Source organism: Paraburkholderia sp. UCT31 (genome assembly GCF_014397655.1).
GTDB lineage: Bacteria > Pseudomonadota > Gammaproteobacteria > Burkholderiales > Burkholderiaceae > Paraburkholderia > Paraburkholderia tuberum.
This window is the reverse complement of sequence record NZ_VZQP01000028.1, coordinates 1-20,234: the sequence shown is the minus strand read 5'-3', so window position 1 is coordinate 20,234 and position 20,234 is coordinate 1. Positions and strand designations below refer to the sequence as shown.

Here is a 20,234-nt window from a genome sequence, read left to right as displayed (position 1 = left end):
TAGAAGGCAAGCTATGAGCCAACCACGCAAAGCGATCATCACCGGCGTATCCGGACAGGACGGCGCCTATCTGACCCGGCTGCTGCTCGACAAGGGCTATCACGTGACCGGCACCTACCGGCGCACGAGTTCGGTCAACTTCTGGCGCATGCGTGAGCTTGGCGTGCTCGATCATCCGAATCTGCGTCTCGTCGAACACGACCTCACCGACCTCGGCTCGACGCTGCGCCTGCTCGACGGCACGCAGGCCGACGAGCTGTACAACCTCGCCGCGCAGAGCTTCGTCGGCGTGTCGTTCGACCAGCCGGTGACCACCGCCGAAGTGACCGGCGTCGGCGCGCTGAATCTGCTCGAAGGCCTGCGTATCCTGAGCCCGAAGACACGCTTCTACCAGGCGTCGACCTCCGAGATGTTCGGCCTCGTGCAGGCGGTGCCGCAACGCGAAAGCACGCCGTTCTATCCGCGCAGCCCGTATGGCGTCGCGAAGCTGTTCGCGCACTGGTCGACGATCAACTATCGCGAGTCGTACGACCTGTTCGCGAGCAGCGGCATTCTGTTCAATCACGAATCGCCGCTACGTGGCCGCGAATTCGTCACGCGCAAGATCTCGGACACGGTCGCGAAGATCAAGCTCGGCAAGCAGGACGTGCTCGAACTCGGCAACCTGAGCGCGCAGCGCGACTGGGGCTTCGCACTCGAATACGTCGAGGGCATGTGGCGCATGCTGCAGGCCGACGCGCCCGACACCTTCGTGCTCGCGACCGGCCGCACCGAAACGGTTCGCGATTTCGTGCGCATGGCGTTTACGGCGGCCGGCTATCAGCTGGAATGGGCGGGCAAGGACGAGCGCGAGACCGGCATCGACGTGGCGACCGGCAAGACGCTCGTGCGCGTCAATCCGAAGTTCTATCGGCCGGCCGAAGTGGACCTGCTGATCGGCTGCGCGGACAAGGCGCGCGACACGCTCGGCTGGCAACCGCAAACCTCGCTCGAACAGCTTTGCCAGATGATGGTGCAGGCGGACATCGCGCGCAACGAGCACCACGAGACGTTCTAACACGGCATCCGTGTGCGGCGGGGCTCGCCGCACACGGCCCCGTCAACCCGCCAGTTTCCGGAACGTCTCCAGCACCGCATCGCCCTTGAACGGCTTGACGATCCAGCCCTTCACGCCGGCGGCCTTGCCGCGCTCCTTCATCGCGGGGCTGCTTTCGGTCGTCAGCATGATCACGTTGACGGTCTTGTTCGCGAGTTCGCCGCGGATTTTTTCGACCATCGTCAGGCCGTCCATGTTCGGCATGTTCACGTCGCTGACGATCAGGCGGATATTCGAATCCGTTTTCAGCTTCGCAAGGCCATCCTTGCCGTCGATGGCCGTCGCGACGTCGAGACCGTTTTTCGCCAGAAAACCCGCGACTTCATCGCGCACCGTGCTCGAATCGTCCACCACCAGAATCTTTGCCATAACCATTCCCTTGCGTCACCGACGCGTCGTATCAAAACAGATCGAGTTCGCCGGACTCGACGAGATCGTCGACATCCACCGCGTTTTCAGAAAAATCTTCGGGTGACCAGCTCAGGTTGAAAACGAAGCGCTGGTCGATCGACACCGACTGTCCGCTCGCGGCGTCGCTCAATCGATATTGAAACCGCAACTGCGGATTGTCCGAGCCGAACGAGATGTAGCGATGCTTGTGATTGACCAGCAGTGGCACCTGCACCTGACTTGCTTCGCGAGCGTTCTGCTGACCGAGGAAGCGGTTTTTGAACGCTCCCCAGATCAGATTGGTCAATTCGCCGAGCACGTCGTTCAGATCGCGAAATCCCGGTTGCCCCGCGTCCATGCCGGGGTCGCGTGCCGCGCGATCGCGATCGATCATGCCGAGCAGCGGCTCCTCTTCGGCCTGCATCAACATATAGCCGCGACACCAGCTGCCTTCGAGCGGAATCAGGCTGAAGACCTCGCCGAAGATGATTCGATCGCGCACGATACTGGGCGTGTCGCGTTGCACCGTGACGCCGTCGAACAACGTGGCGAGCCGCGCTTGCGTGATCTCCGCGATACCGCGCACGAGCGCGTTCGGGAAGTCGAGGCTGAAGATGTATCGATCGACGGCTTCACGCAGCGCCGTCAGATCGGCGGCATTGAAATGCGCGCATGCCGCGTTCGTCAACGGCTTCGGAAGCCGTTCGAGCGGCGCGTGGCCGCTCGAACGCAGGATCACCGGCAGTTCGGGGCGCAAGGCATTGATGCGCGCGGCGGTCGTCGTCGCCTGCTCGACCGATCCGCCGTAGTTATCCGCCAGCAGAACGCCGCCGAGATCGATATTGGTGGCCAGTACCGAGCCGAGGCGGTTGCTGTCGCGCACCTTCAGTGCGATCAGGTTGTGTTCGTCGAAAAAAAGCTTCAGCGCCTGCGCGTGTGCCGGACAGTCGTCGAGCACGAGCACCTTGCTGACGGGCTTGCTGGTATTCATCGTGTTTCAGTCTGCGAGTGCAGTGTTGAGGGGCTAGAAAAGTTCGAGTTCGCCTTCGGCCTCGTCGGCCGTGGCGAGTTCAGCCTTGAAATCGAGGGGCGCCTGCGCGCATAGACATAACGTGACACCCAGCCGGGCCGCACCGCCGATCGTCAGCTCGTACGCCCACACGTGATCGGGCCGCAACTCGTCCAGATACTCGACACAGGCGCTGTTCAATTCATACGGCGTCGACATGCCAAGATCGGGGAAATGATTGACCAGTTGCTGGTTCATGTAGCCGCAGCACAGGTTGCCGAGTTCCATCAGCGTTTCCGACAGCGAACGCGTCGCGTCGCCGCTGGCGTAGTAGGCGTGCGTCGCGTCGTCCTTGCCGAAATGCAGCACGAACAGCAGACGAAAGCCGATCGACGAGATCGTCAACGCCATCGCGCAAGGTCCGGCCGGATGATCGCGATCCCACCTCGGCACCGCCGTGATCTCGCACGAATCGCCCGGCGTCGCGGGCAATCTCGCGCGGGCCGCGTGACAGAAGATGTCCGCGATGCTTTGCTTCGCCTGATCGGTAATCACGCCGCGGCCTGCTCGAGCCGGGATTGGAACTGGGTCGCCAGCACTTCGACGCCGCCGAGCGACGCCGTGATCATCTTGCCGCCGGCCTGGATGTCCTGGAACGTCGCCGTTGTCGTCAGGTCGTTGCGATGCAGGCTCTCGCGATAGCTCTTCGACAACTCCTGCGAGCGCGACGCCAGCGAGCGCACTTCGCCCGCGACGATCGAAAAGCCGCGACCCGCGGTGCCGGCGCGCGCCGCTTCGATCGACGCATTCAGCGAAACGATCAGCACGTGCTGCACGATCGACGACAGCTCCTGGTTCTTCTTGTGCATGTCGCGGTTCTGCGACATCAGCGAAATCATCTGCTCGTGCCAACGCTCGAACGTGATGGTCAGCGTCTTCAGACGGCCCGCCTCGTGCGCGATCCGCGTCGCATGCTGCAGCCATTCGTCGCTTCGCGAACTCGCGGCGTCGAGCGACGCCTGCAACGCTTCGCGATCGTGCGCGCACTGCCCGGCTTGCGCGCGCAGATCGGCGAGCATCGCCTCCAGTGCGGCGCGCTCGCTGTTGGCCTGCTCGCCGAGCCGGACCGCCGCGTCGAGTTGCTGCTCGAGGGCCTGCCGCGCGAGCGCGTCGACACGCTGCGCCTGCGCACCCGCGCGAAGCTTCCGACGATAAAAAATTCCCGTCGCGAGTGCACAGAGGATACCGCCAACGCCTGCGGCCAAAAGATAACTTTCAAGCACAACCTGCTCCCATCGCTTCGTTCAATCCATCAGGCCGTCAGCCTGCTAACGCATCCGCGTCACGCTCGCGCGCTGCATCGGCGGACGCTTCGAGACTGTCCACCGCCCAGTCCTCGGGGAACGACACGACGGTCTGAAAGCGGCGATAGTCCGCGCCGCGACGATCGTCGGTCAAACGCAATTCGATGCGGCCATGCTCGCGCCGCACGAAATCGCGCACGGCATCCATGCCGACGCCGCGGCCCGAAATCTCGCTGACGGTCTGCGCGGTCGAGAAGCCGGAACGGAAAATCATCTCGGCAATCGCTTCGTCGCTGAGCGCCGCATCGGCGTCGATCCAGCCGCGTTCGATCGCGGCCCCACGGATTTTCGCGAGCGCGAGACCGCGGCCGTCGTCGCTGATGGTGATCTGCAGCGCGTGATGGTCGACGTCCACTTCCAGTTCGATGACGCCGGCGGCGTCCTTGCCGTTCGCGACACGCTCGGCGGCAGGCTCGATGCCGTGGTCGACCGAGTTGCGCAGCAGGTGCGTGAACACATTGCGCAGCGTATGGCTGACCTCGCTGCGCACGCGGTAGCCGTTGTTGTCGATGCTGACGACCGGCGCCTCCTTGCCGAGTTCGGCCGCCAGAGACGGCAGCGAGTCGAGCACGCCCGCGAGCGCTTCGTAGACCGATTCGGTGCCCAACAGGCGCAGTTCGCGCTGCAACGATTCGCGCATCGACACGAGCGCGTCCCGGTCGGCCGGATCGGCGCTGTCGAGCAGATCCAGCTGCTTCTGGATCAACTCGCGATCGACCATCAGGTAGCGATCCACCGCGCCGCTCTGGCCCGGCCCCTTGCGGCCGAGGCTCACTTCGTTGATCGTCGCGTAGGTGTCGAGCGCGGCCTTCACGCGCTGCAGATCCTCGATCAGAAGCTGCTGGTCCCACGCTTCGCTGCTGTCAGCGCGGCGCAATGCGTCGTAGCGCTGTTCGGTTTCGTGGACGATGCCGGTCAGATGCTGAAGGCTGTACGTGCGCGCATTGCCCTTGACCGTGTGCATGTTGCGGAACAGCTCGGCGACGGCTTCGTGACTCGGCTCGTGATGCTGACGGATGATCCGTTCGTTCTCGCTGATGAAGCCCGTCGCGCTTTCGACGAAGTGATGGAACTTCTCCTGACTCACCGCGAGAATCTCGCCGATCATTTCCAGCCGGCGCTTCTGTTCGCCGGCCTCGGCGGCGAGCGCGCGCAGTTCGGTCACGTCGCGCACGCACAGCATCAAACGCAGCACGACGTCGTGTTCGTCGGTGATCGCCGACCAGCTCAGGTCGAGCGTCTTCACGCGGCCATCGGCCATCGGCTTGGCGATCTCGTTGACGAGCAGGTGCTGATTGAACTCGAAGTTCATGCTGTCTTCACCGATGCATGCCTGCAGCGCCGCTTCGATCTGCGAGAGCGCATCGCTGTTGATCCCGGTGCCGCCGAACACGAGATCGAGCAACGGACGGCCCGCAATCTCGCGCGTCTCGAAGATGGCCTCGAGATAGGCGGAGTACTCCGGATGCACGACCACGCCTTCGACCACCGTCAGAATCCCCTGCTGCATGTTTTGCAGCATCGCCTGGATATCGGCGGTCTTCTGCTTCAGTTGCAGCGAGCTCTGCTGGATCTTCTCGATCATGCCGTTGAACGCGACGATCGAATGACCGATCTCGTCCATGCGTCCGACCGGCACGCGGCGCGTGAAGTCCTGGCTCGCCGCGATCTCGCTCATCTCCACCTGCATGCGGCTCAGCGGCCGGGTGATCTGGCGATACAGCAGCGCACTGATCAGCAACAGCACGACGATGGCCGCGCCGGTCGCGGCGCCGATCGCCGTCGTCGTGGTGGCGAGCGCGCTGTTCAGTGCGTCGATCGCGGCATCTTTCTGGCGGTTCTTTTCGATCCGCAGCGTCTCGACGATGCCTTCGAGTTCATCGCGGTATTGCGCGACGTTCGCGAACAGATAGGCCTGCGCCAGTTCGTTCTTGCCGTCGGCCTTCATCTTCGCGGTGTCGTTGACCGCGTTGAAATAATTCGCGAGGCTGTCGCGCGCCTGGCTCACGAGCCCGGTTTGGGCCTGACCTTGCGCGGCCTTCGCCTGCACGTCGAGCGCCGCCTGCAACGACGCTTCCTTGCTCTTCAGCAGGTCTTGAGCCTGCGAGACCATGTTCGCGTCAGGCGCATAGACGAGCGTCATCATCGCGAGCTGCACGTCCTTGACCTGCGATACGAGGTCTGCCGACGCGAGCGCGCTCGGCACGACGCCCTGGGTGACCTGCCTGACGTTGGCGGCGCTGTTGCGGGTCTGAAGCACAGCGTATCCGCCAATGGCGGATAGCGCGACAAGCATCAGAATGACGAGAAGCGTGATGCGGTGGCGGATGGTCATCTGAAAATCCCCGAGATCTGAAAATACAAGGTCCCCGCTTTCTGGCGGGACGCCCGTGTGTTTTTGTACTATCGGGCGCGGGGATTATCGTCGCGGATGTGTGACGTCAACGTGACGAAGTCGACGCCGGGCGCCACGTTTCAGGGATTTGAAAAATAAGGTCGGAAAATCGCGGCCAAGGGCTGATCCGGGCTCAAGTTCAACAGAAAAGTGCCGTTATTTTTGGCCTGTTTTTTTGCCGGTCTTGCGGCGACATGAACGCGAGGCCCGAACGCATCGATCCGAGCCTCGCCCCTTTTTTCATTCGATTGAACCGCCGCCGCTGCGCTTCAATGCAGCACGCTCCCCGCAATCGCTTCGGCATACACCGCCGCGACCCGCTTCGCGATCACCGCGTTATCGAAGCGTTCGCGCGCATAGCGGCGGCATGCATCCGCATCGGGCAACTTCAGCGTACCGTTCAGCGCGCCGGCGAGACCCGCGGCGATCGCAGCTGCGCCGGTCTCCGGCAACACCAGATCGGGCGACAATCCCGCCACCGCCTCGGGCAATCCGCCGACCGGCGTCACCAGCACCGGCGTGCCCGACGCGAGCGATTCGACCGTGATGAGCCCGAAGCCTTCCAGCGCGACGGTCGGCACGACGCTGAGATTGGCCGCACGATACAGCGCCGCCAGATGCTGATCGGGCACGAAGCCGAGCAGCTTCACGTTGTGTTCGAGCCCCGCGTCGGCGATGCGCGCCTCTAGCTCACCTTCGAGCCGACCCTTGCCCGCGATCAGCAGCAGCACGTCGGGCGCGCTGCGTTTGAGCAGCTTCACCGCATCGATCAGATCTTCGAGACCCATGCGCCGCACCAGCCGTCGCACCGCCAGCACGATCGGTCGGTCCTGCGGCAATTGCAGACGCAGACGCGCCTCGGCCTGCGTGATCGGCAGATTGAACTGCTCGACATCGACGCAGCCCGGCACCACGCGCACGCGCTCCGGCGAGATGCCGTAGCGCGTCGTGAGAATCTTGCCGAACGCGTCGGACAGTACGATCAACCGCGACGAACGCGCGTATACCGACTGCTCCAGATAACGCTTCGCGCGCTGGCCGAACGAATCGGCGCCTTCGACGTGGCTCTCGTCGGCCCACGGTCCCTGAAAATGCGACACCTGCGGAATGCCGCGCGTCACGTCGAGACCCGGAAACGTATAGAGCGCGAAGTGCGACGAAATCACATCGGGCCGCGACGTGCGGATTTCGTGGCGTAGCGCGCGGCGGGCCGCCATTAGCCGCAGCGGCAGCGATTGCGCGGCGGGGCCGAAGCCGTTGATCGCGCCACCGGTATCGGCCGCGACTTGCGGCGAGCCGGCGACGACGCCGCGCACCGCGACGCCCGCGCCCGGCAGCGCGCCGACCAGCGAGTAGTACATGCGGTCGAGGCCGCCCGCGCGTTCGGGAAACCAGTGCATCCCGATCTGCAGTGATTTGATTGAGCCAGTCGTCATGATGGTGTGCCCCTGTGTGTTGCTTGCGGTGAGTTGCTATGTGTAGGCGTGGATGGCGCGCTTCGCGCGGTCATTCCACGCTCTTCTGTCCGGCGAGATGGTTCAGCGTCAGCGCATCGTTCTGCGCGACGACCGTCGCTTCCGTCTGGCTGCGCCGGCGGTTTTCCTGCTGCCCGGCCAGTTGCCGGTACAGCGCGATGTATTGCGCGGCCATGCGCGCCCAGCCGAAGCCGGTCGCGAGTTCGCTCGCGGCTTTGCCCATCGCGTGGCGCGCGCTGTCGTCGCCGGCGAGTTGCGCGACCGCGCGAGCGAGCGCTTGCGGGTCGTCGGGATCGTCCAGCACGATGCCGCACTCGGGCGTGATGATCTCGGCGCCGCCGGCGGTGCGCGCGGTCACGACGGGCAGCCCCGCCGCCATCGCTTCGAGCAGCGACAGACTCATCGCTTCGTAGCGCGACGGGAACACGAACGCGTCGACCGAATGCATCAGCACCGGCATCTCCTTCACGAGCCCGAGAAAATGCACGCGATGCGCGATGCCGAGCGCCTTCGCCTCGTCCGGATACGGGCTGCCCGGCAGAAAGCCGGCCACCGCGATCTGCACATGCTCGGGCAGATGCTTCAACGCGGCGAGCACGGTGCCGAGATTCTTGCGCGGCGTGCGCAGGTCGCCGACGAACAGCAGCAGGAACACATCTTCTGGTAGCTGGAACTTTGCGCGATCGCCGTTCGCCGCCGCGAAGCCCTGCGTGTCGACGCCGTTGTAGATGACGTCCACGCGGTTGCGCGGCGTGAGACCGATCGCGCGGATTTCGTCGGCGACCTTCTGCGACACCGCGGTGATCACCTTCGAGCGCCGGTACGCCCAGCGCTCGAGCAACGCGTTGCAGCGCGTATAGACCGACTGGTACGCGGACCACACGCCCTTCGTGAGACCGAACGGGTAGTACTTGCTCGCGAACCAGCCGCTATGCACGAAATGCGAGGTATTGACGTCGGCGCGCATCCAGGTGATGAAGCCGTTCACGTGCAGCACGTCGTAGTCGCGGCGATGCGCGCGCAGCCACAGTGCGCTCTTCGCCGCGAACACCTGCTGGCGCAGCAGATTGGTGGGCCACCAGCGGCCGATCTTCACCGGCGCCCAGCGCACGTTAGGATGCGCGAGCAGCTCGGGCGCCACGTGCGACGCGACCAGCGTCACGCGGATGTTCTCGTCGAGCGCCGCGCGCGCGATCTCGTGGTTGACGCGCCCCTGGCCGTCGTTATGGCGCACTACATGCGTGACAATGGCGACTCTCAATCCGTGCCTCCGTGGAGAAATAGCGTGCGTGCGCGGTTCATTTTTTCGTGGTGAACCGCGGAAAGAATCGAAAAAGCGCCCATGAAAAGCAGCAGGCCGCCGGTGCCGACCAGCGAGTTCGTGAACACGAGCATCGCGAAGGTCGCAAGACACAGGCTCAGGCACGCGGAGACGAACTTGTCGTCGCGCAGCCTGAACGAGCCGAGCACCGCGCGCGTCAGCAGCCACACGATGCCGGACATGTACAGCAAGGTGCCGGGCCAGCCGAGCACGAACGGAATGTTCATCACGCCGCTGTCGAAGTTGCCGTACTGGCCGAGCTGGCCGCCGTCGTTGGAAAGTTTCGTCGAGGTGCCGGTCGCGCCCATGCCCTCGCCCGAGACGTCGGTAAACGCGGTCTTCGCGAAGGTCGCGTAGAACTCGTTACGCGCCGCGTAGCTCTGGTCGTCGTGCAGATTGACGATCGTGTTTAGCCGCGCCTGCATCCGTTCGGCCACCGGGCCGACCGCGAGCAGCGGCACGCACAAGCCGGCGAGCAGTACCGCGCTCGCGACGATGCGCACGCGCACCTTGTTGTTCGACTTCACGAGCTGGATCAGGAGCGCGATGACCCAGCCTCCCCACGTCGAGCGCACGAGGCTCAGCGCGAACGAGAAGAAGCCGAGCGCGGCGGCGATCCAGCGCACGCGATGCTGCGCGGCCATCACGAACACCATCGCGCCCATCATCGCGAACGCGAACGGGCCCGACGAGTTCATCGTGCTGAACACGCGTACGCCCATCGGCACCGGGTCGCCCTGCGAGTTCATCTGCGAGCCGAGCATCCACAGCGCGTCCCACGGCGGCATGATGAAAAACTGGATCAGGCCGTAGCCGCCCATCACCAGCATCCCCCAGATGAACGTGTTGATGATCGTGTCGCGATACTGCGGATACTGGCGCGTGTGCGCCATGATGTGAAAGCCGATCAGGATCGGGTAGAGCCAGTTCGCGAGGTCGTAGGTGGCCGCGAGCGGGCCGCTCGACATCACGCCGATCAGGAACGCGTAGATCAGGCCGAGCAGGATCAGCAGCACCGGCAAGCCCCGGCGCTGCGCGAGCAGCCGGTAGTAGCGCAGCAGCGACAGCCCGCTGATCATCGTGACGGCGAGCGGCGCGACCTGGATCAGGCTCGTCGGCGTGAACGCGCCCTTCGACCAGTCGGCGAGACGCCGCACTTCGGGGCTCAGAAACCAAAGCCACCACATGAAGCCGATGTAGCGCGCCGGGCTCTTGAAGTAGAGCCACAGACCCGTGAGGATCGCGAGCACCGGGAACGCCAGCGTGAGCACCGTGCCCTGATGCGCGACGATCAGCACCGCGGCGATCAGCCACAGCAGGAGCGGCGGCAGCCATTCTCGCGGGCCGCCTGACAGCAGCCCGCTCGCGGCGTGTTTTGCTGGGCCGGCGTTGGCCGCGCCTGGCGGCGGCAACGGGTTCGCGCGCGGAATCGTCGACATCGCTTATAGGCCTCCGCGCGATTCGCGCCCGGGTGCGGCGGGCTGCGCGTGCGTGGCCGCGTCGGCATGCGCGCTCGCCTGCCCGCGCGCGCTCAGCATCTCGCGCGTGATTCGCACGTGCTGCATCGCGTAGTGCTGGGTGGTCAGATCGCGCGCGAGCAGACCGGCCGCGGCTGCCTGCGCCTGGCGCAGCGCCTCGTCAGGCTCGGCGGCGAGTCGGTCGAGCGCATCGCGCAGTGCCTGCGGCTTGAACGGCGGCACGTAGGCGGCTTCGTCGGCGGGGAAATAGTCGCGCAGCGCGCCGACGTCGGTCGCGACCATCGGCTTGCCGACCGCCGCCGCTTCGAGCATCACCGTGATACCCGACGCGTGCGAGTTCGGCCGCAGCGGCACGACGATCACGTCGGCCCAGTCGTACAGCTCGTGCTGCTTTTTGATGCCGGAAAACAGCGCGATCTCGACATTCGACGCGCGCAGCGACGCGGGAATGCGCCGCCGCGTCGCGAGCTTCACCGTGTAGCGCGGATCGTTGCCGACCGCCTTGATCAGCGTCTCCCAGTCGCGGTCGCGATCGTTGCCGATCGCCGCGATGCGCAGCGGCGTGCGCGGCGTCCAGTGCGTCGGCGGGGTGACCGGGAAGTCGCGCGTGTTCAGGCCGTACAGCAGCGGCGTCGCGTCGCGGTGGAAATAGCGTTGGCACAACCCGGCGTTTTCGCTAGCGAGTGTGGTCAAGCGATCCGCGCGCGTCATCAGCTTGCGATACAACCAGCTGCGCACGATGCCGTACGACGGCCACTTGTCGAGCAGCCACACGCTTTGCGCGAGCAGCAGCGGCGACGCGCCCGGCCCCGCCTTGCGCCCGCACAGCAGCAGCATCAGCGCGGCGGACAGCCACTCCTGCTCGGTATGCGTCCAGATCACGTCCGAGCGCAGCATCTCCGCGCGATTGCGCCACGTATGGATGAAATCGAAGCCGAGCGCGGCCTTCAGCGCGCGCCGTACGAGCCGCACGGGCCGGCTTTCGCGCGCGTCTTGCGAATAAGTCAGCGCGAATGCTTCGGACTGCGCATGGTGATAACCGTACAGGCAGCCGATATCGTCGCCCTTGCGATAAAAACGCGGATCGGCGCCGTAAAAGAGATGTACGTGAACCTTCGTGCTCATGCGGACACTCCGCTCTTCGACAGCGCGCGCCGCGCCTCATGGGCGCCTGCGCGAACCTCGCGCCAGCGCGACAACTTCAACTGCGCCTGCTTCGACAGCAGCGCGAGCGCCGCATGCGTGAGGCCCGGATAAAGCCGTGTGCCCACCAGCGTCCACCACCACCACGCGGCTTCGCGGCGCAGCGGCGGCAACTGGTCGCGCAGGATCAGATGGAAGTTGAACGCGGCGTTGCGCAGCGCGGCCATCGTCTGCGCGTCGCGTTTGTCGTCGTCGAAACGCTCGGCCGGGAAATGATCGACCGCGATCTGCGGGTCGTACACGAGCTTCCAGCCCGCGTTTTTCACCGCGAGGCTGAACGCCATGTCGTTGTGCACCTGCGCGCCCGCGCCGCGCAGACGCGCGTCGAAGCGGATCGAGCGCACCGCTTCGCGCCGGTAGCTCATGTTGGCGCCCTTCAGGATGTCGACCTCGCGCGCCGCACCGACACCCAGATGATGATTGCCGATGATCTTGCCGTGCGCGGTCACCTTGCCGACCAGCGGCCGCTCGCCGTCGAGCACGCGGCCTTTCTCGTGCACCCAGTCGCGCCCGCCCAGCGCGCCGAGGCGCCCATCGGCTTCGAACGCGGCCGCGATGCGCTCGACCCAGTCGCGGCGCGGCGCGGCGTCGTCGTCGGTGATCGCGATCACGTCGCCGCTCGCGGCGTCGAGCCCGCGATTCAGGGCCGCGACCTGGCCGGGTATGTCCACCGGCGCGATCACGAGCGGCAGGCGGCCGCCCGTGGACGGATCGCGCAGGCACGCATGGGTCGCGTCATCGTCGACGCGCGCGACCACGATCACTTCGTCGGGCGCGCGCGATTGCCGCGCGAGCGCCGCGAGGCAGCGCGCCAGATCGGCCGGGCGGCGATAAGTCGGTACCAGTACCGTCAGTTTCATCGTGATGTCCTCTGTTCCTGTCGTGCAGAAGTCGGTGCTGCAGTGCGGAGCCCGCGTCACGTGCTCAGGTATGCCTGAGTCGCCGCGTAGCCGCGGTCGTAGCCGACCCGCGAGCGCGCCGGCATGCCGTTGAAGATGCCGCCCTGCACGTGGACGCCCGCCGAGCGCAGGCGTTTCAGCGCATCGGCCAGCTCGAGCTCGCTGTGCATGCCCGAGCGCATCACGAAGAACGTCGAGCCCGCATACGCGCCGATGATCGACGCATCGGTCACCGCGAGCACCGGCGGCGTGTCAATCAGGATCACGTCGTAGCGCTTCGCGAGGCCGTCGAGATACTGCGGCAGTCGCGGCGACATCAGCAGCTCGGACGGATTCGGCGGACGGCGGCCGCACGAGATGAAGCTCAGGCCCTCGACGCTCGAACCGCGAATCGCTTCCTCCAGCGAGATCTGGCCGCTCAGCAGCTCGGACAGGCCGTTTTCCTGCAAGCCGCCCACGTAACGTTCGAGCGTGCCGCGCCGCATGTCGCCGTCGATCAGCAACACGCGCTTGCCCGAATGGGCGAGCAGCATCGCCAGGTTCACGCTGAGGAAGCTCTTGCCGACGCCGGCCATCGGCCCCGTCAGCATCACGATGCAGTTGCGCGCGTCCATCAGCGTGAACTGCATCGCAGTGCGCAGGCTGCGCAGACTTTCGATCGTCACGTCCTTCGGCCGCGCGTTCGCAAGCACCGGACGCTGCCGTTCGCCGCCCCGCGCATAGCTGTTTTCGAGCTGCACCTGCTCGGCGCTTTGCGGCACGAGGCCGAACACCGGCAGATGGAACGCGCGCTCGACGTGATCGGGGTCGTCGATGCCCTTGAACAGATTGCGGCGCAGGAACACGAAACCGGTGCCCGCGATCAGCCCGAGAATCACGGCCGCCGAGATGATCAGCATCTTCTTCGGCTTGACCGGCGCGCCGGGGCGCAGCGCGGCGTCGACGATATGGACGTTGCCGCCGGTGCCCGCCTTCTGCACCGACAGCTCCTGCACACGATTGAGCAGCAGCACGTAAATGTCTTCGGCGACCTTCGCGTCGCGCTGCAACTGCACGGCCTTCACTTCGGTGGCCGGCAGATCGCGGAAGCGGTCCGCGTATTTGGTGCGCTGCGCCTGCAGCTCGGTCATCTGCTGACGCGCGGCGACGAGCGTCGGATGGTCGTCGCCGTAGCGCTCGGCGAGTTGCGTCATCTGCAGACGCAACGCGGCGATCTGTTGCTCGTATTGCACGCTGCCTTCGAGGTAGACCTTCGCCTCTTCGCTCGCGTTGATCGAGCCGGACTGACGTTGATAAGCGGTCAGCGCGGCCTCCGCGCGTTCGAGATCGGCCTTCAGGCGCGGCTCCTCGCTCTTCAGGAAATCGAGCATCTTGCTTGCGTCGGCCTGCTTGTTCGACACGTGCTCGCGCAGATACGACTGCGCGAGCGCATTGGCAACGAGCGCCGCATGCTCGGGACTCTTGTCCTCCAGCGAGATCTGGATCACGCCGGTCTGCTTGCCCTGCTCCTGCACCGTGATCGCCGACTGGAACGCGGTGATCGCATCGAGATCGTTCGAGCGCACGATGGTGAACTCCTGCCCGGGGCGCGCGATCAGCGTGTTGACGACCATCGTCACGCCCCCGCCCTGCGCCTGCTGCCCGACCTGGCCGCGCAGCAGCAGCGAGCCGTTCGGCGCGAACAGTTCATAGTGCTGCGCGTCGATCACGCGCAGCAGCAGCTTCTCGCCTTCGAGCGACGGCGTCACGTCGATCGAATCGACGTCGACTTTTTCTCCGCCCCATGCGTAGGACGTGAGCCCCAGCCACGCGCGCGCGGGCTGGCCCGGCGTCGCGAGGCGCGCGGCGATGTTGCCGAGCAGCGGGATCGTCTTCGGCGTAACGCTGAAGTTCAGCTTCAGCTGCTGCACGACCGGCGCGACCACGCCACGGCTCTTGATGATTTCGATCTCGGCGTCGGTAGGCAGCGACGTCGAGCCGCTCGTGATCGCGGCGCCGGTCTGCGTTTGCGTGAGCGCCTGCGACATGCTGTCGGACTGCTCGACGCGCACGTGCGCATCGGCCGAATAAGTCGGCTTGGCGAGGTAGCAGTACGCGACCGCCATCGCGACGATGATCGCGGTGATCGCGAGCAGCCACCAGATGTCGTCGAGGATCACCTGCACCAGTTGTCCGAGGACGACGTCTTCTTCTTCGGTCTTGATCGGACCAGCCATGTGTGGAGAGAGTTGATTGCTCACTGTTCCATCCCGTGTCGTTGGCTTCGGCTTTCGCGTCAGCGGTACTTCTGCTTTCGTTGCACGTCCCGCAGCGCCCGAACAACAGCGGCGCGGGACGTTACAGGCCAAACGTTCAGCGCGTCAGCTGCTTCAGATAGAACAGCGTCTGCACGCTCGGCAGCACCTGCTGCAACACACGGTTGAACGTGGTCGACGCGGCGGTGCCCACGTACACGACGTCGAGCGGCTGCAACTGGAACTGCGAGGACAGCATGATCGAGTCCGGCTGCGTCATGTCGAGGCGGAACACCTCGGGCGTGGTCGGATGCTCGCGCATGCCGCGCATCACGTAGATCTGGCGCGGATTGGCGTCGGTGTTGAGGATGCCGCCCCCTTGCGTGAGCGCGTCGGCGATCGTCATGCGGCCGCGCGCGATCGGCACCTGGATCGGCGTCTTCACTTCGCCCAGCACGAAGATGCGGCTGTCGGTGCGGTCCGGCACGTTGACCACGTCGCCGTTCTGCAGCATCACGTCCTGCGTGGTATCGCCCTGATCGAGCATGCGATCGGCATTGAGCACATAGAGCTTGTGGTTGCGCGTGAGTCGCACGCGCTGGATGTCGGCGTCCGGGTTCGTGCCGCCCGAGCGCGTGATCGCGTCGACCAGCGTCAGCGGCACGTCGCTGACCGCGAGCGGTCCCGGCTGCTTCACTTCGCCCGTGACCTGCACCTTCTTGCCGCGATACGACAGCACGCGCACGTCGACCTGCGGATTGCGGATATAAGGCACGAGGCGCGCGGCGAGCTGAGCGCGCAGCTCGGTCGTGGTCTTGCCCGCGGCCTGGATGCGGCCGACGAACGGGAAAAAGATCGTGCCGTCGGCGGCGATGGTCTGGCCGTACGGATCGGCCTGGCCCGGCAGCGCGGCCGTATACGGCTGCTGCAACGCACCCGCGATCGTCTGCGTGGTATTGCCGCCCGAGGACAAGGTACTGCCCTGCGGCGTGGTCAGCTCGGGGTGATCCCACACGGTGATGCCGAGAATGTCCTGCGGCGCGAGGTGGTACACGTACAGCGACGGATCGGACAGCGCCGCTGGCGGCAACGGCTGGGTTTTCGCGGCGGCGGCTTGCGCCTGCGCCATGATCAGGTTCGCGTCGATCAGATGGACCGGATAGGTTTCGCTCGGCGCCTGATCGTTGTCCTTGAGCCGCGACGTGTCGAGGTAATTGCCCGGTGCGGTCGCGCAGGCCGACAGAAAGGAGGTCAGCAGAAGTGAGGCGGCGAGCTTCGTGCGCAAGCTCGCGAATGAGTTTTCGATGCGGGGTTTCTTCAGCATATTTTTTTCAGCCATCCCATGACCAGATGTTCGATGAGCACGAGACTCTCCCTGTATTCGTCTTCCGCGCCGCCGTGCGGATCGGCGACGTCCGAATCGGCTTCCCACTTGCCGAGCGGATAGACCTTGCCGCGTGCAGACGGATCGAGCGCTTCGACCTTGCTCACCTGCGCGCGCTCGGTCACCAGCACGAGATCGGCCGCGCGCACGAGCGAGCGCTCGAGGCGCCGCGCGTGGTGAACGCCGGCCGCGACGCCGCGCTCTTCGAGCAGGCGCCGCATCACCGGGTCCATGCCGTGGCCGTTCACCGCACGAATGCCCGCCGAATGAAACGCGATAGGTGCGGCCCGCGAGCGCGGCGCGCGCGCCTGGCTCGCCTTGAACAGCATCTCGGCGGCGGGCGAGCGGCACACGTTGGCGTGGCACACGATCAGAACGTTGTCGAACATGGCGGACTCTCTCGCGCGGCGATCGCGGTGGCCTCAGCGGCCGGAGGCTGCCGTCGCGGCGAGGTCCGCCGCCTGCATCGAACCCTTCGCGCCGACACGCGCCGGCGCGTTGCGCAACGCATGCCGCCGGCCGATCGCGTGATACTCGATGCCGAGTTCGAGCAGCACGTCCGGCTCGTACAGATTGCGGCCATCGAAGATCAGCGGCGTCTTCAGGATGCGCTTCAGCGCATCGAAATCTGGACTCTTGAAGACCTTCCATTCGGTCAGGATCACGAGCGCATCGACGCCGCTCGCCGCTTCCATCTCTTCACTCACGAACGAAAGTCGCGCATGCTGCTGCGGCACGTCCTTCAGATCGAGCGCGAGCACGCGCTTCGCTTCGTCGATCGAGACCGGGTCGTAGGCCTTCACGCGCGCGCCGCGGCCCAGCAGCCCGGCGATCAGCTCGCGGCTCGGCGCCGCGCGCATGTCGTCGGTATTCGGCTTGAATGCGAGACCCCAGACGCCGAACGTGCGGTCCGACAGATCCTCGCCGAGACGCGCGACGATCTTCTGCGCGAGGATCTGCTTCTGTGCATCGTTGACCGCTTCCACCGCTTCGAGAATGCGCAGGTTCGCGTTGTGGTCGGCCGCGGTGCGGATCAGCGCCTGCACGTCCTTCGGAAAACAGGAGCCGCCATAGCCGCAACCCGCGTAGAGGAAGTCATAGCCGATGCGCGGATCGGAACCGATGCCGCGGCGCACCGCCTCGATATCCGCGCCGACGCGATCGGCCAGATTCGCGAGCTCGTTCATGTACGAGATACGTGTCGCGAGCATTGCGTTGGCCGCGTACTTGGTGAATTCGGCCGAACGCACGTCCATATACAGCGTGCGCTCGCGATTGCGGTTGAACGGCGCATACAGGCGCTTCATCAGTTCGCGCGCCTTTTCGCCGGGCACGTCCTCGTCGCAGCCGAGCACGATGCGATCGGGCCGCGTGAAGTCTTCGACGGCCGCGCCCTCCTTCAGGAACTCCGGATTCGACACGACCGAGAACATCTGCTCGACGCCGCGCGCGGCCAGCTCGGCGGCCACCACTTCGCGCACGCGCGATGCGGTGCCGACCGGCACCGTCGATTTGTCGACGATCACCTTGAAGCCGGTCATATGGCGGCCGATGTTGCGCGCGGCCGCGAGCACGTATTGCAGATCGGCGGAACCGTCCTCGTCGGCCGGCGTGCCGACCGCGATGAACTGGATGTCGCCGTGCGCGACCGCGGCCTCGACGTCGGTGGAGAACGTCAGGCGCTTGGCGCGGCGATTGCGCGCGATGATCTCCTGCAGCCCCGGCTCGTGGATCGGCACGCCGCCGTTGTTGAGCACGTCGATCTTGCGCGCGTCGACGTCGAGACAGAACACGTCGTGGCCGATGTCGGCCAGACACGCGCCGGTCACGAGGCCGACATAACCGCTACCGATGATCGTCAGGTTCATGGATTGCACCTCGGTAAAAAAGTTGATTCAGGAATGCGCTCGCGCGATGCGTGGCATCGGCGCGGCCCGGCACCCCGCGTTCAATAGGCGTTGCTGCCCGCGAAGCCCTTCCACAGCGTCAGCACGACGATCTTGATGTCGAGCCAGAAGGTCCAGTGCTGCATGTAGTACAGATCGAGCTTTACGCGGCCCATCATCTTTTCGATGCGATCGGTTTCGCCGCGATAACCGTTGATCTGCGCCCAGCCGGTAATGCCCGGCTTGATCCGGTAGCGGTGCATGTAGCCCTTCACCAGATCCTTGTAGATGTCGTCGTGCTCGAGCGCATGCGGACGGGGACCTACCACCGACATCTCGCCGCGCAGCACATTGATGAACTGCGGCAGTTCGTCGAGGCTGGTGCGGCGCAGGAACGCGCCGACCGCGGTAATGCGCGGATCGCGCCGCGTCGCCTGGGTGATCTTGCCGGCCGCTTCCGTGTGGACCTTCATCGAGCGGAACTTGAAGATCTCGAACTCGCGGCCGTCGATGCCCTTGCGCCGCTGGCGGAAAAACACCGGCCCCGGCGAGCTGAGCTTCACCATCAGCGCGATCGCGAGCATCAGCGGCGCGAGTGCGGTCAGCGCGCCCAGCGCGAACACACTGTCGAACACGCGCTTGGGCAGCACGCGCAGATCGGTGATCGGCGAGGCGGCCAGATTGATCGCGGGCACGCCGAGCAGCTCGACCATCGGCTGATTGAACAGCGTCAGGCTGCCGACGTCGGGGATGAAGCGGATGTTCACGAAGTCGTTGCGCAGATCCATCACGAAGCGATGGATCGCCTTCTCCTTCGAGATCGGCAGCGCGAGCCACAACTCGCGGATCGCGCGCTGCCGTACCAGTTCGATCATGCGCTGATAGTCGCGCTCGACCGGCACGCCCGCGACCGCGTGCGCCGCGTCCGGGTCTTCGTAGGGATTGATCGTGCCGTCCTCGTCGAACACGACGACGGGCTTGAAGCCGGCTTCGGGACGGCCGCGCATCTGTTCGATCAGGAAGCGGCCGTACGGCGCGCCGCCGACGATCGCGACTGCGCGCTGATTGAAGCCCTCGCGGCGCAGCCCGCGCAGGATCGAATAGACGATCACCTTCGTGACGACCAGCAGCACGATCGACGCGAGCGCCCAGTAAACGAGCCACAGCCGCGACAGGCTGTCGGCGCGGTGCACGCTGAAGCTGATCAGCACGCCGGTCACTTCGACCATCAGCCAGCCGCCCGTGACGCGCGACAGCAGATCGTAGAGCGGCTTGCCGCGCCACGACTGATAGATGCCGAGCGGCGGGAAGAACACCACCACGAGCAGGCAGCCGAACGCAAGCGACACGCTTTGCATATCGTCGAGCCATACCACTCTGCCGCTGTGCACGCCCGCCGCCAGCACCGCGGCGAGCGCGACCATGGCAATGTCGATGATTCTCGCTAGAACGCTCAGCATGCGCCGCCCCTCTGTTCGTCAGTCAAGTGCGATCCGTCGGTTGGTTGAAATGGCTGTTGCATGCGGGTTTCATCGTTGGGCTTTTTTATTTCCGATCTGCCTGGCGGCGCGACTGGACTGAATGAGCCTGAATGGACAGACCGCAAAATCCGAATGCGAATGAGTGAATACCCTTGTTCATACCTCAATAAAGCGGTATTAAAATTCCCACGACAAGACCGCAAAAAATCTCAAATTGTATCGGTCAAAATTTCGGCATTTTTTATGCATTTTGTGCGGTAATTGTTGCCGCAATGGGCCCGATAGAAGGTTCCGGCAAGCCCATTCGAGCGCTTTCACATAGAATCTTTCGCTTTGCCAACAGTTCTGGCGCGAAGCTCGGGCTCCACTCGTGCTGTCATTCTTGCGCATCATTAAGCGAAAAAAATGCTTGCTGATTTTTTCAGGTAATTTTTATTTATAAATAAATAGACGAGCCATTTTTTGGTGAATTTCGAATGAATGCGACGCGCCTTTTATCGGAATTGTATTTAACGCGCTTTTATTGATTCGCGACTTCGTGATAAAACTCGACGCATTCATCCAGCCTCGAGGAGAGTTCACCATGACAGCTCCGGCCCCGGTCACGCCTGCCGGCACC

17 protein-coding genes are annotated in these 20,234 nt (G+C 64.8%); 1 reads left to right on the top strand and 16 read right to left on the bottom strand.

What is annotated here, in order from left to right; all coding sequences use genetic code 11:
- The first annotated feature begins 13 nt into the window (after positions 1-13).
- Positions 14-1,057, top strand: coding sequence for a GDP-mannose 4,6-dehydratase (gene gmd, locus F6X40_RS23025; RefSeq protein WP_184043711.1), 1,044 nt, complete (start codon positions 14-16; stop codon positions 1,055-1,057).
- A gap of 42 nt (positions 1,058-1,099) precedes the next feature.
- Here the strand turns inward: gmd and F6X40_RS23020 are convergent, their stop codons facing one another.
- From F6X40_RS23020 to F6X40_RS41885, 16 genes are all read right to left on the bottom strand, one after another.
- A complete protein-coding gene (locus F6X40_RS23020; RefSeq protein ID WP_018418019.1) occupies positions 1,100-1,465 on the bottom strand; it encodes a response regulator in 366 nt (121 codons plus the stop codon).
- Between the two features lie 31 nt (positions 1,466-1,496).
- The gene (locus tag F6X40_RS23015) at positions 1,497-2,477 is read right to left on the bottom strand and encodes a chemotaxis protein CheX (RefSeq protein WP_187629335.1); all 981 of its coding nucleotides are present in this window, start codon (positions 2,475-2,477) and stop codon (positions 1,497-1,499) included.
- Between the two features lie 33 nt (positions 2,478-2,510).
- The gene (locus F6X40_RS23010) at positions 2,511-3,050 is read right to left on the bottom strand and encodes a hypothetical protein (RefSeq protein ID WP_187629334.1); all 540 of its coding nucleotides are present in this window, start codon (positions 3,048-3,050) and stop codon (positions 2,511-2,513) included.
- Complete coding sequence (locus F6X40_RS23005; protein WP_222946138.1) at positions 3,047-3,760, bottom strand: methyl-accepting chemotaxis protein; 714 nt, start codon at positions 3,758-3,760, stop codon at positions 3,047-3,049. Before F6X40_RS23005 ends, F6X40_RS23010 begins: the two co-directional genes overlap by 4 nt.
- Positions 3,761-3,815: 55 nt before the next feature.
- Positions 3,816-6,194 carry an ATP-binding protein gene (locus F6X40_RS23000; protein ID WP_187629332.1) on the bottom strand — a complete coding sequence of 793 codons (2,379 nt, stop codon included), beginning with the start codon at positions 6,192-6,194 and terminating at the stop codon, positions 3,816-3,818.
- Between the two features lie 329 nt (positions 6,195-6,523).
- The gene (locus tag F6X40_RS22995; protein ID WP_187629331.1) at positions 6,524-7,690 is read right to left on the bottom strand and encodes a glycosyltransferase family 4 protein; all 1,167 of its coding nucleotides are present in this window, start codon (positions 7,688-7,690) and stop codon (positions 6,524-6,526) included.
- 70 nt (positions 7,691-7,760) lie between these two features.
- Positions 7,761-8,990, bottom strand: coding sequence for a glycosyltransferase family 4 protein (locus F6X40_RS22990; RefSeq protein ID WP_187629330.1), 1,230 nt, complete (start codon positions 8,988-8,990; stop codon positions 7,761-7,763).
- Positions 8,987-10,489, bottom strand: a complete 1,503-nt coding sequence (locus tag F6X40_RS22985; RefSeq protein ID WP_187629329.1) for a glucose-6-phosphate isomerase — start codon at positions 10,487-10,489, stop codon at positions 8,987-8,989. Before F6X40_RS22985 ends, F6X40_RS22990 begins: the two co-directional genes overlap by 4 nt.
- A 3-nt stretch (positions 10,490-10,492) precedes the next feature.
- On the bottom strand, positions 10,493-11,653 hold the full coding sequence (locus tag F6X40_RS22980) for a glycosyltransferase family 4 protein (protein WP_187629328.1): 1,161 nt from the start codon (positions 11,651-11,653) through the stop codon (positions 10,493-10,495).
- Complete coding sequence (locus F6X40_RS22975) at positions 11,650-12,591, bottom strand: glycosyltransferase family 2 protein (protein WP_187629327.1); 942 nt, start codon at positions 12,589-12,591, stop codon at positions 11,650-11,652. The genes F6X40_RS22980 and F6X40_RS22975 overlap by 4 nt, the downstream gene beginning before the upstream one ends.
- Positions 12,592-12,647: 56 nt before the next feature.
- Positions 12,648-14,846, bottom strand: coding sequence for a polysaccharide biosynthesis tyrosine autokinase (locus tag F6X40_RS22970; RefSeq protein WP_187629392.1), 2,199 nt, complete (start codon positions 14,844-14,846; stop codon positions 12,648-12,650).
- Between the two features lie 136 nt (positions 14,847-14,982).
- Positions 14,983-16,188: a polysaccharide biosynthesis/export family protein gene (locus tag F6X40_RS22965; protein ID WP_184063484.1), complete on the bottom strand. Its 1,206-nt coding sequence runs from the start codon at positions 16,186-16,188 to the stop codon at positions 14,983-14,985.
- Positions 16,182-16,637, bottom strand: a complete 456-nt coding sequence (locus tag F6X40_RS22960; RefSeq protein WP_184063488.1) for a low molecular weight phosphotyrosine protein phosphatase — start codon at positions 16,635-16,637, stop codon at positions 16,182-16,184. The genes F6X40_RS22965 and F6X40_RS22960 overlap by 7 nt, the downstream gene beginning before the upstream one ends.
- Positions 16,638-16,670: 33 nt before the next feature.
- Positions 16,671-18,116: a UDP-glucose dehydrogenase family protein gene (locus F6X40_RS22955; RefSeq protein ID WP_184063491.1), complete on the bottom strand. Its 1,446-nt coding sequence runs from the start codon at positions 18,114-18,116 to the stop codon at positions 16,671-16,673.
- Positions 18,117-18,196: 80 nt separating this feature from the next.
- A complete protein-coding gene (locus F6X40_RS22950; RefSeq protein ID WP_184033583.1) occupies positions 18,197-19,594 on the bottom strand; it encodes an undecaprenyl-phosphate glucose phosphotransferase in 1,398 nt (465 codons plus the stop codon).
- 453 nt (positions 19,595-20,047) lie between these two features.
- Positions 20,048-20,234 (bottom strand): hypothetical protein (locus tag F6X40_RS41885; RefSeq protein ID WP_222946137.1); only part of this gene is annotated, 187 nt, incomplete at its 5' end.

What these genes read in the sequence shown, in the direction of transcription:
- gmd (WP_184043711.1), top strand. Translation starts at nt 14, where the DNA reads ATGAGCCAACCACGCAAAGCGATCATCACCGGCGTATCCGGACAGGAC.
- F6X40_RS23020 (WP_018418019.1), bottom strand. Translation starts at nt 1,465, where the DNA reads ATGGCAAAGATTCTGGTGGTGGACGATTCGAGCACGGTGCGCGATGAA.
- F6X40_RS23015 (WP_187629335.1), bottom strand. Translation starts at nt 2,477, where the DNA reads ATGAATACCAGCAAGCCCGTCAGCAAGGTGCTCGTGCTCGACGACTGT.
- F6X40_RS23000 (WP_187629332.1), bottom strand. Translation starts at nt 6,194, where the DNA reads ATGACCATCCGCCACCGCATCACGCTTCTCGTCATTCTGATGCTTGTC.
- F6X40_RS22995 (WP_187629331.1), bottom strand. Translation starts at nt 7,690, where the DNA reads ATGACGACTGGCTCAATCAAATCACTGCAGATCGGGATGCACTGGTTT.
- F6X40_RS22985 (WP_187629329.1), bottom strand. Translation starts at nt 10,489, where the DNA reads ATGTCGACGATTCCGCGCGCGAACCCGTTGCCGCCGCCAGGCGCGGCC.
- F6X40_RS22980 (WP_187629328.1), bottom strand. Translation starts at nt 11,653, where the DNA reads ATGAGCACGAAGGTTCACGTACATCTCTTTTACGGCGCCGATCCGCGT.
- F6X40_RS22975 (WP_187629327.1), bottom strand. Translation starts at nt 12,591, where the DNA reads ATGAAACTGACGGTACTGGTACCGACTTATCGCCGCCCGGCCGATCTG.
- F6X40_RS22970 (WP_187629392.1), bottom strand. Translation starts at nt 14,846, where the DNA reads ATGGCTGGTCCGATCAAGACCGAAGAAGAAGACGTCGTCCTCGGACAA.
- F6X40_RS22965 (WP_184063484.1), bottom strand. Translation starts at nt 16,188, where the DNA reads ATGCTGAAGAAACCCCGCATCGAAAACTCATTCGCGAGCTTGCGCACG.
- F6X40_RS22960 (WP_184063488.1), bottom strand. Translation starts at nt 16,637, where the DNA reads ATGTTCGACAACGTTCTGATCGTGTGCCACGCCAACGTGTGCCGCTCG.
- F6X40_RS22955 (WP_184063491.1), bottom strand. Translation starts at nt 18,116, where the DNA reads ATGAACCTGACGATCATCGGTAGCGGTTATGTCGGCCTCGTGACCGGC.
- F6X40_RS22950 (WP_184033583.1), bottom strand. Translation starts at nt 19,594, where the DNA reads ATGCTGAGCGTTCTAGCGAGAATCATCGACATTGCCATGGTCGCGCTC.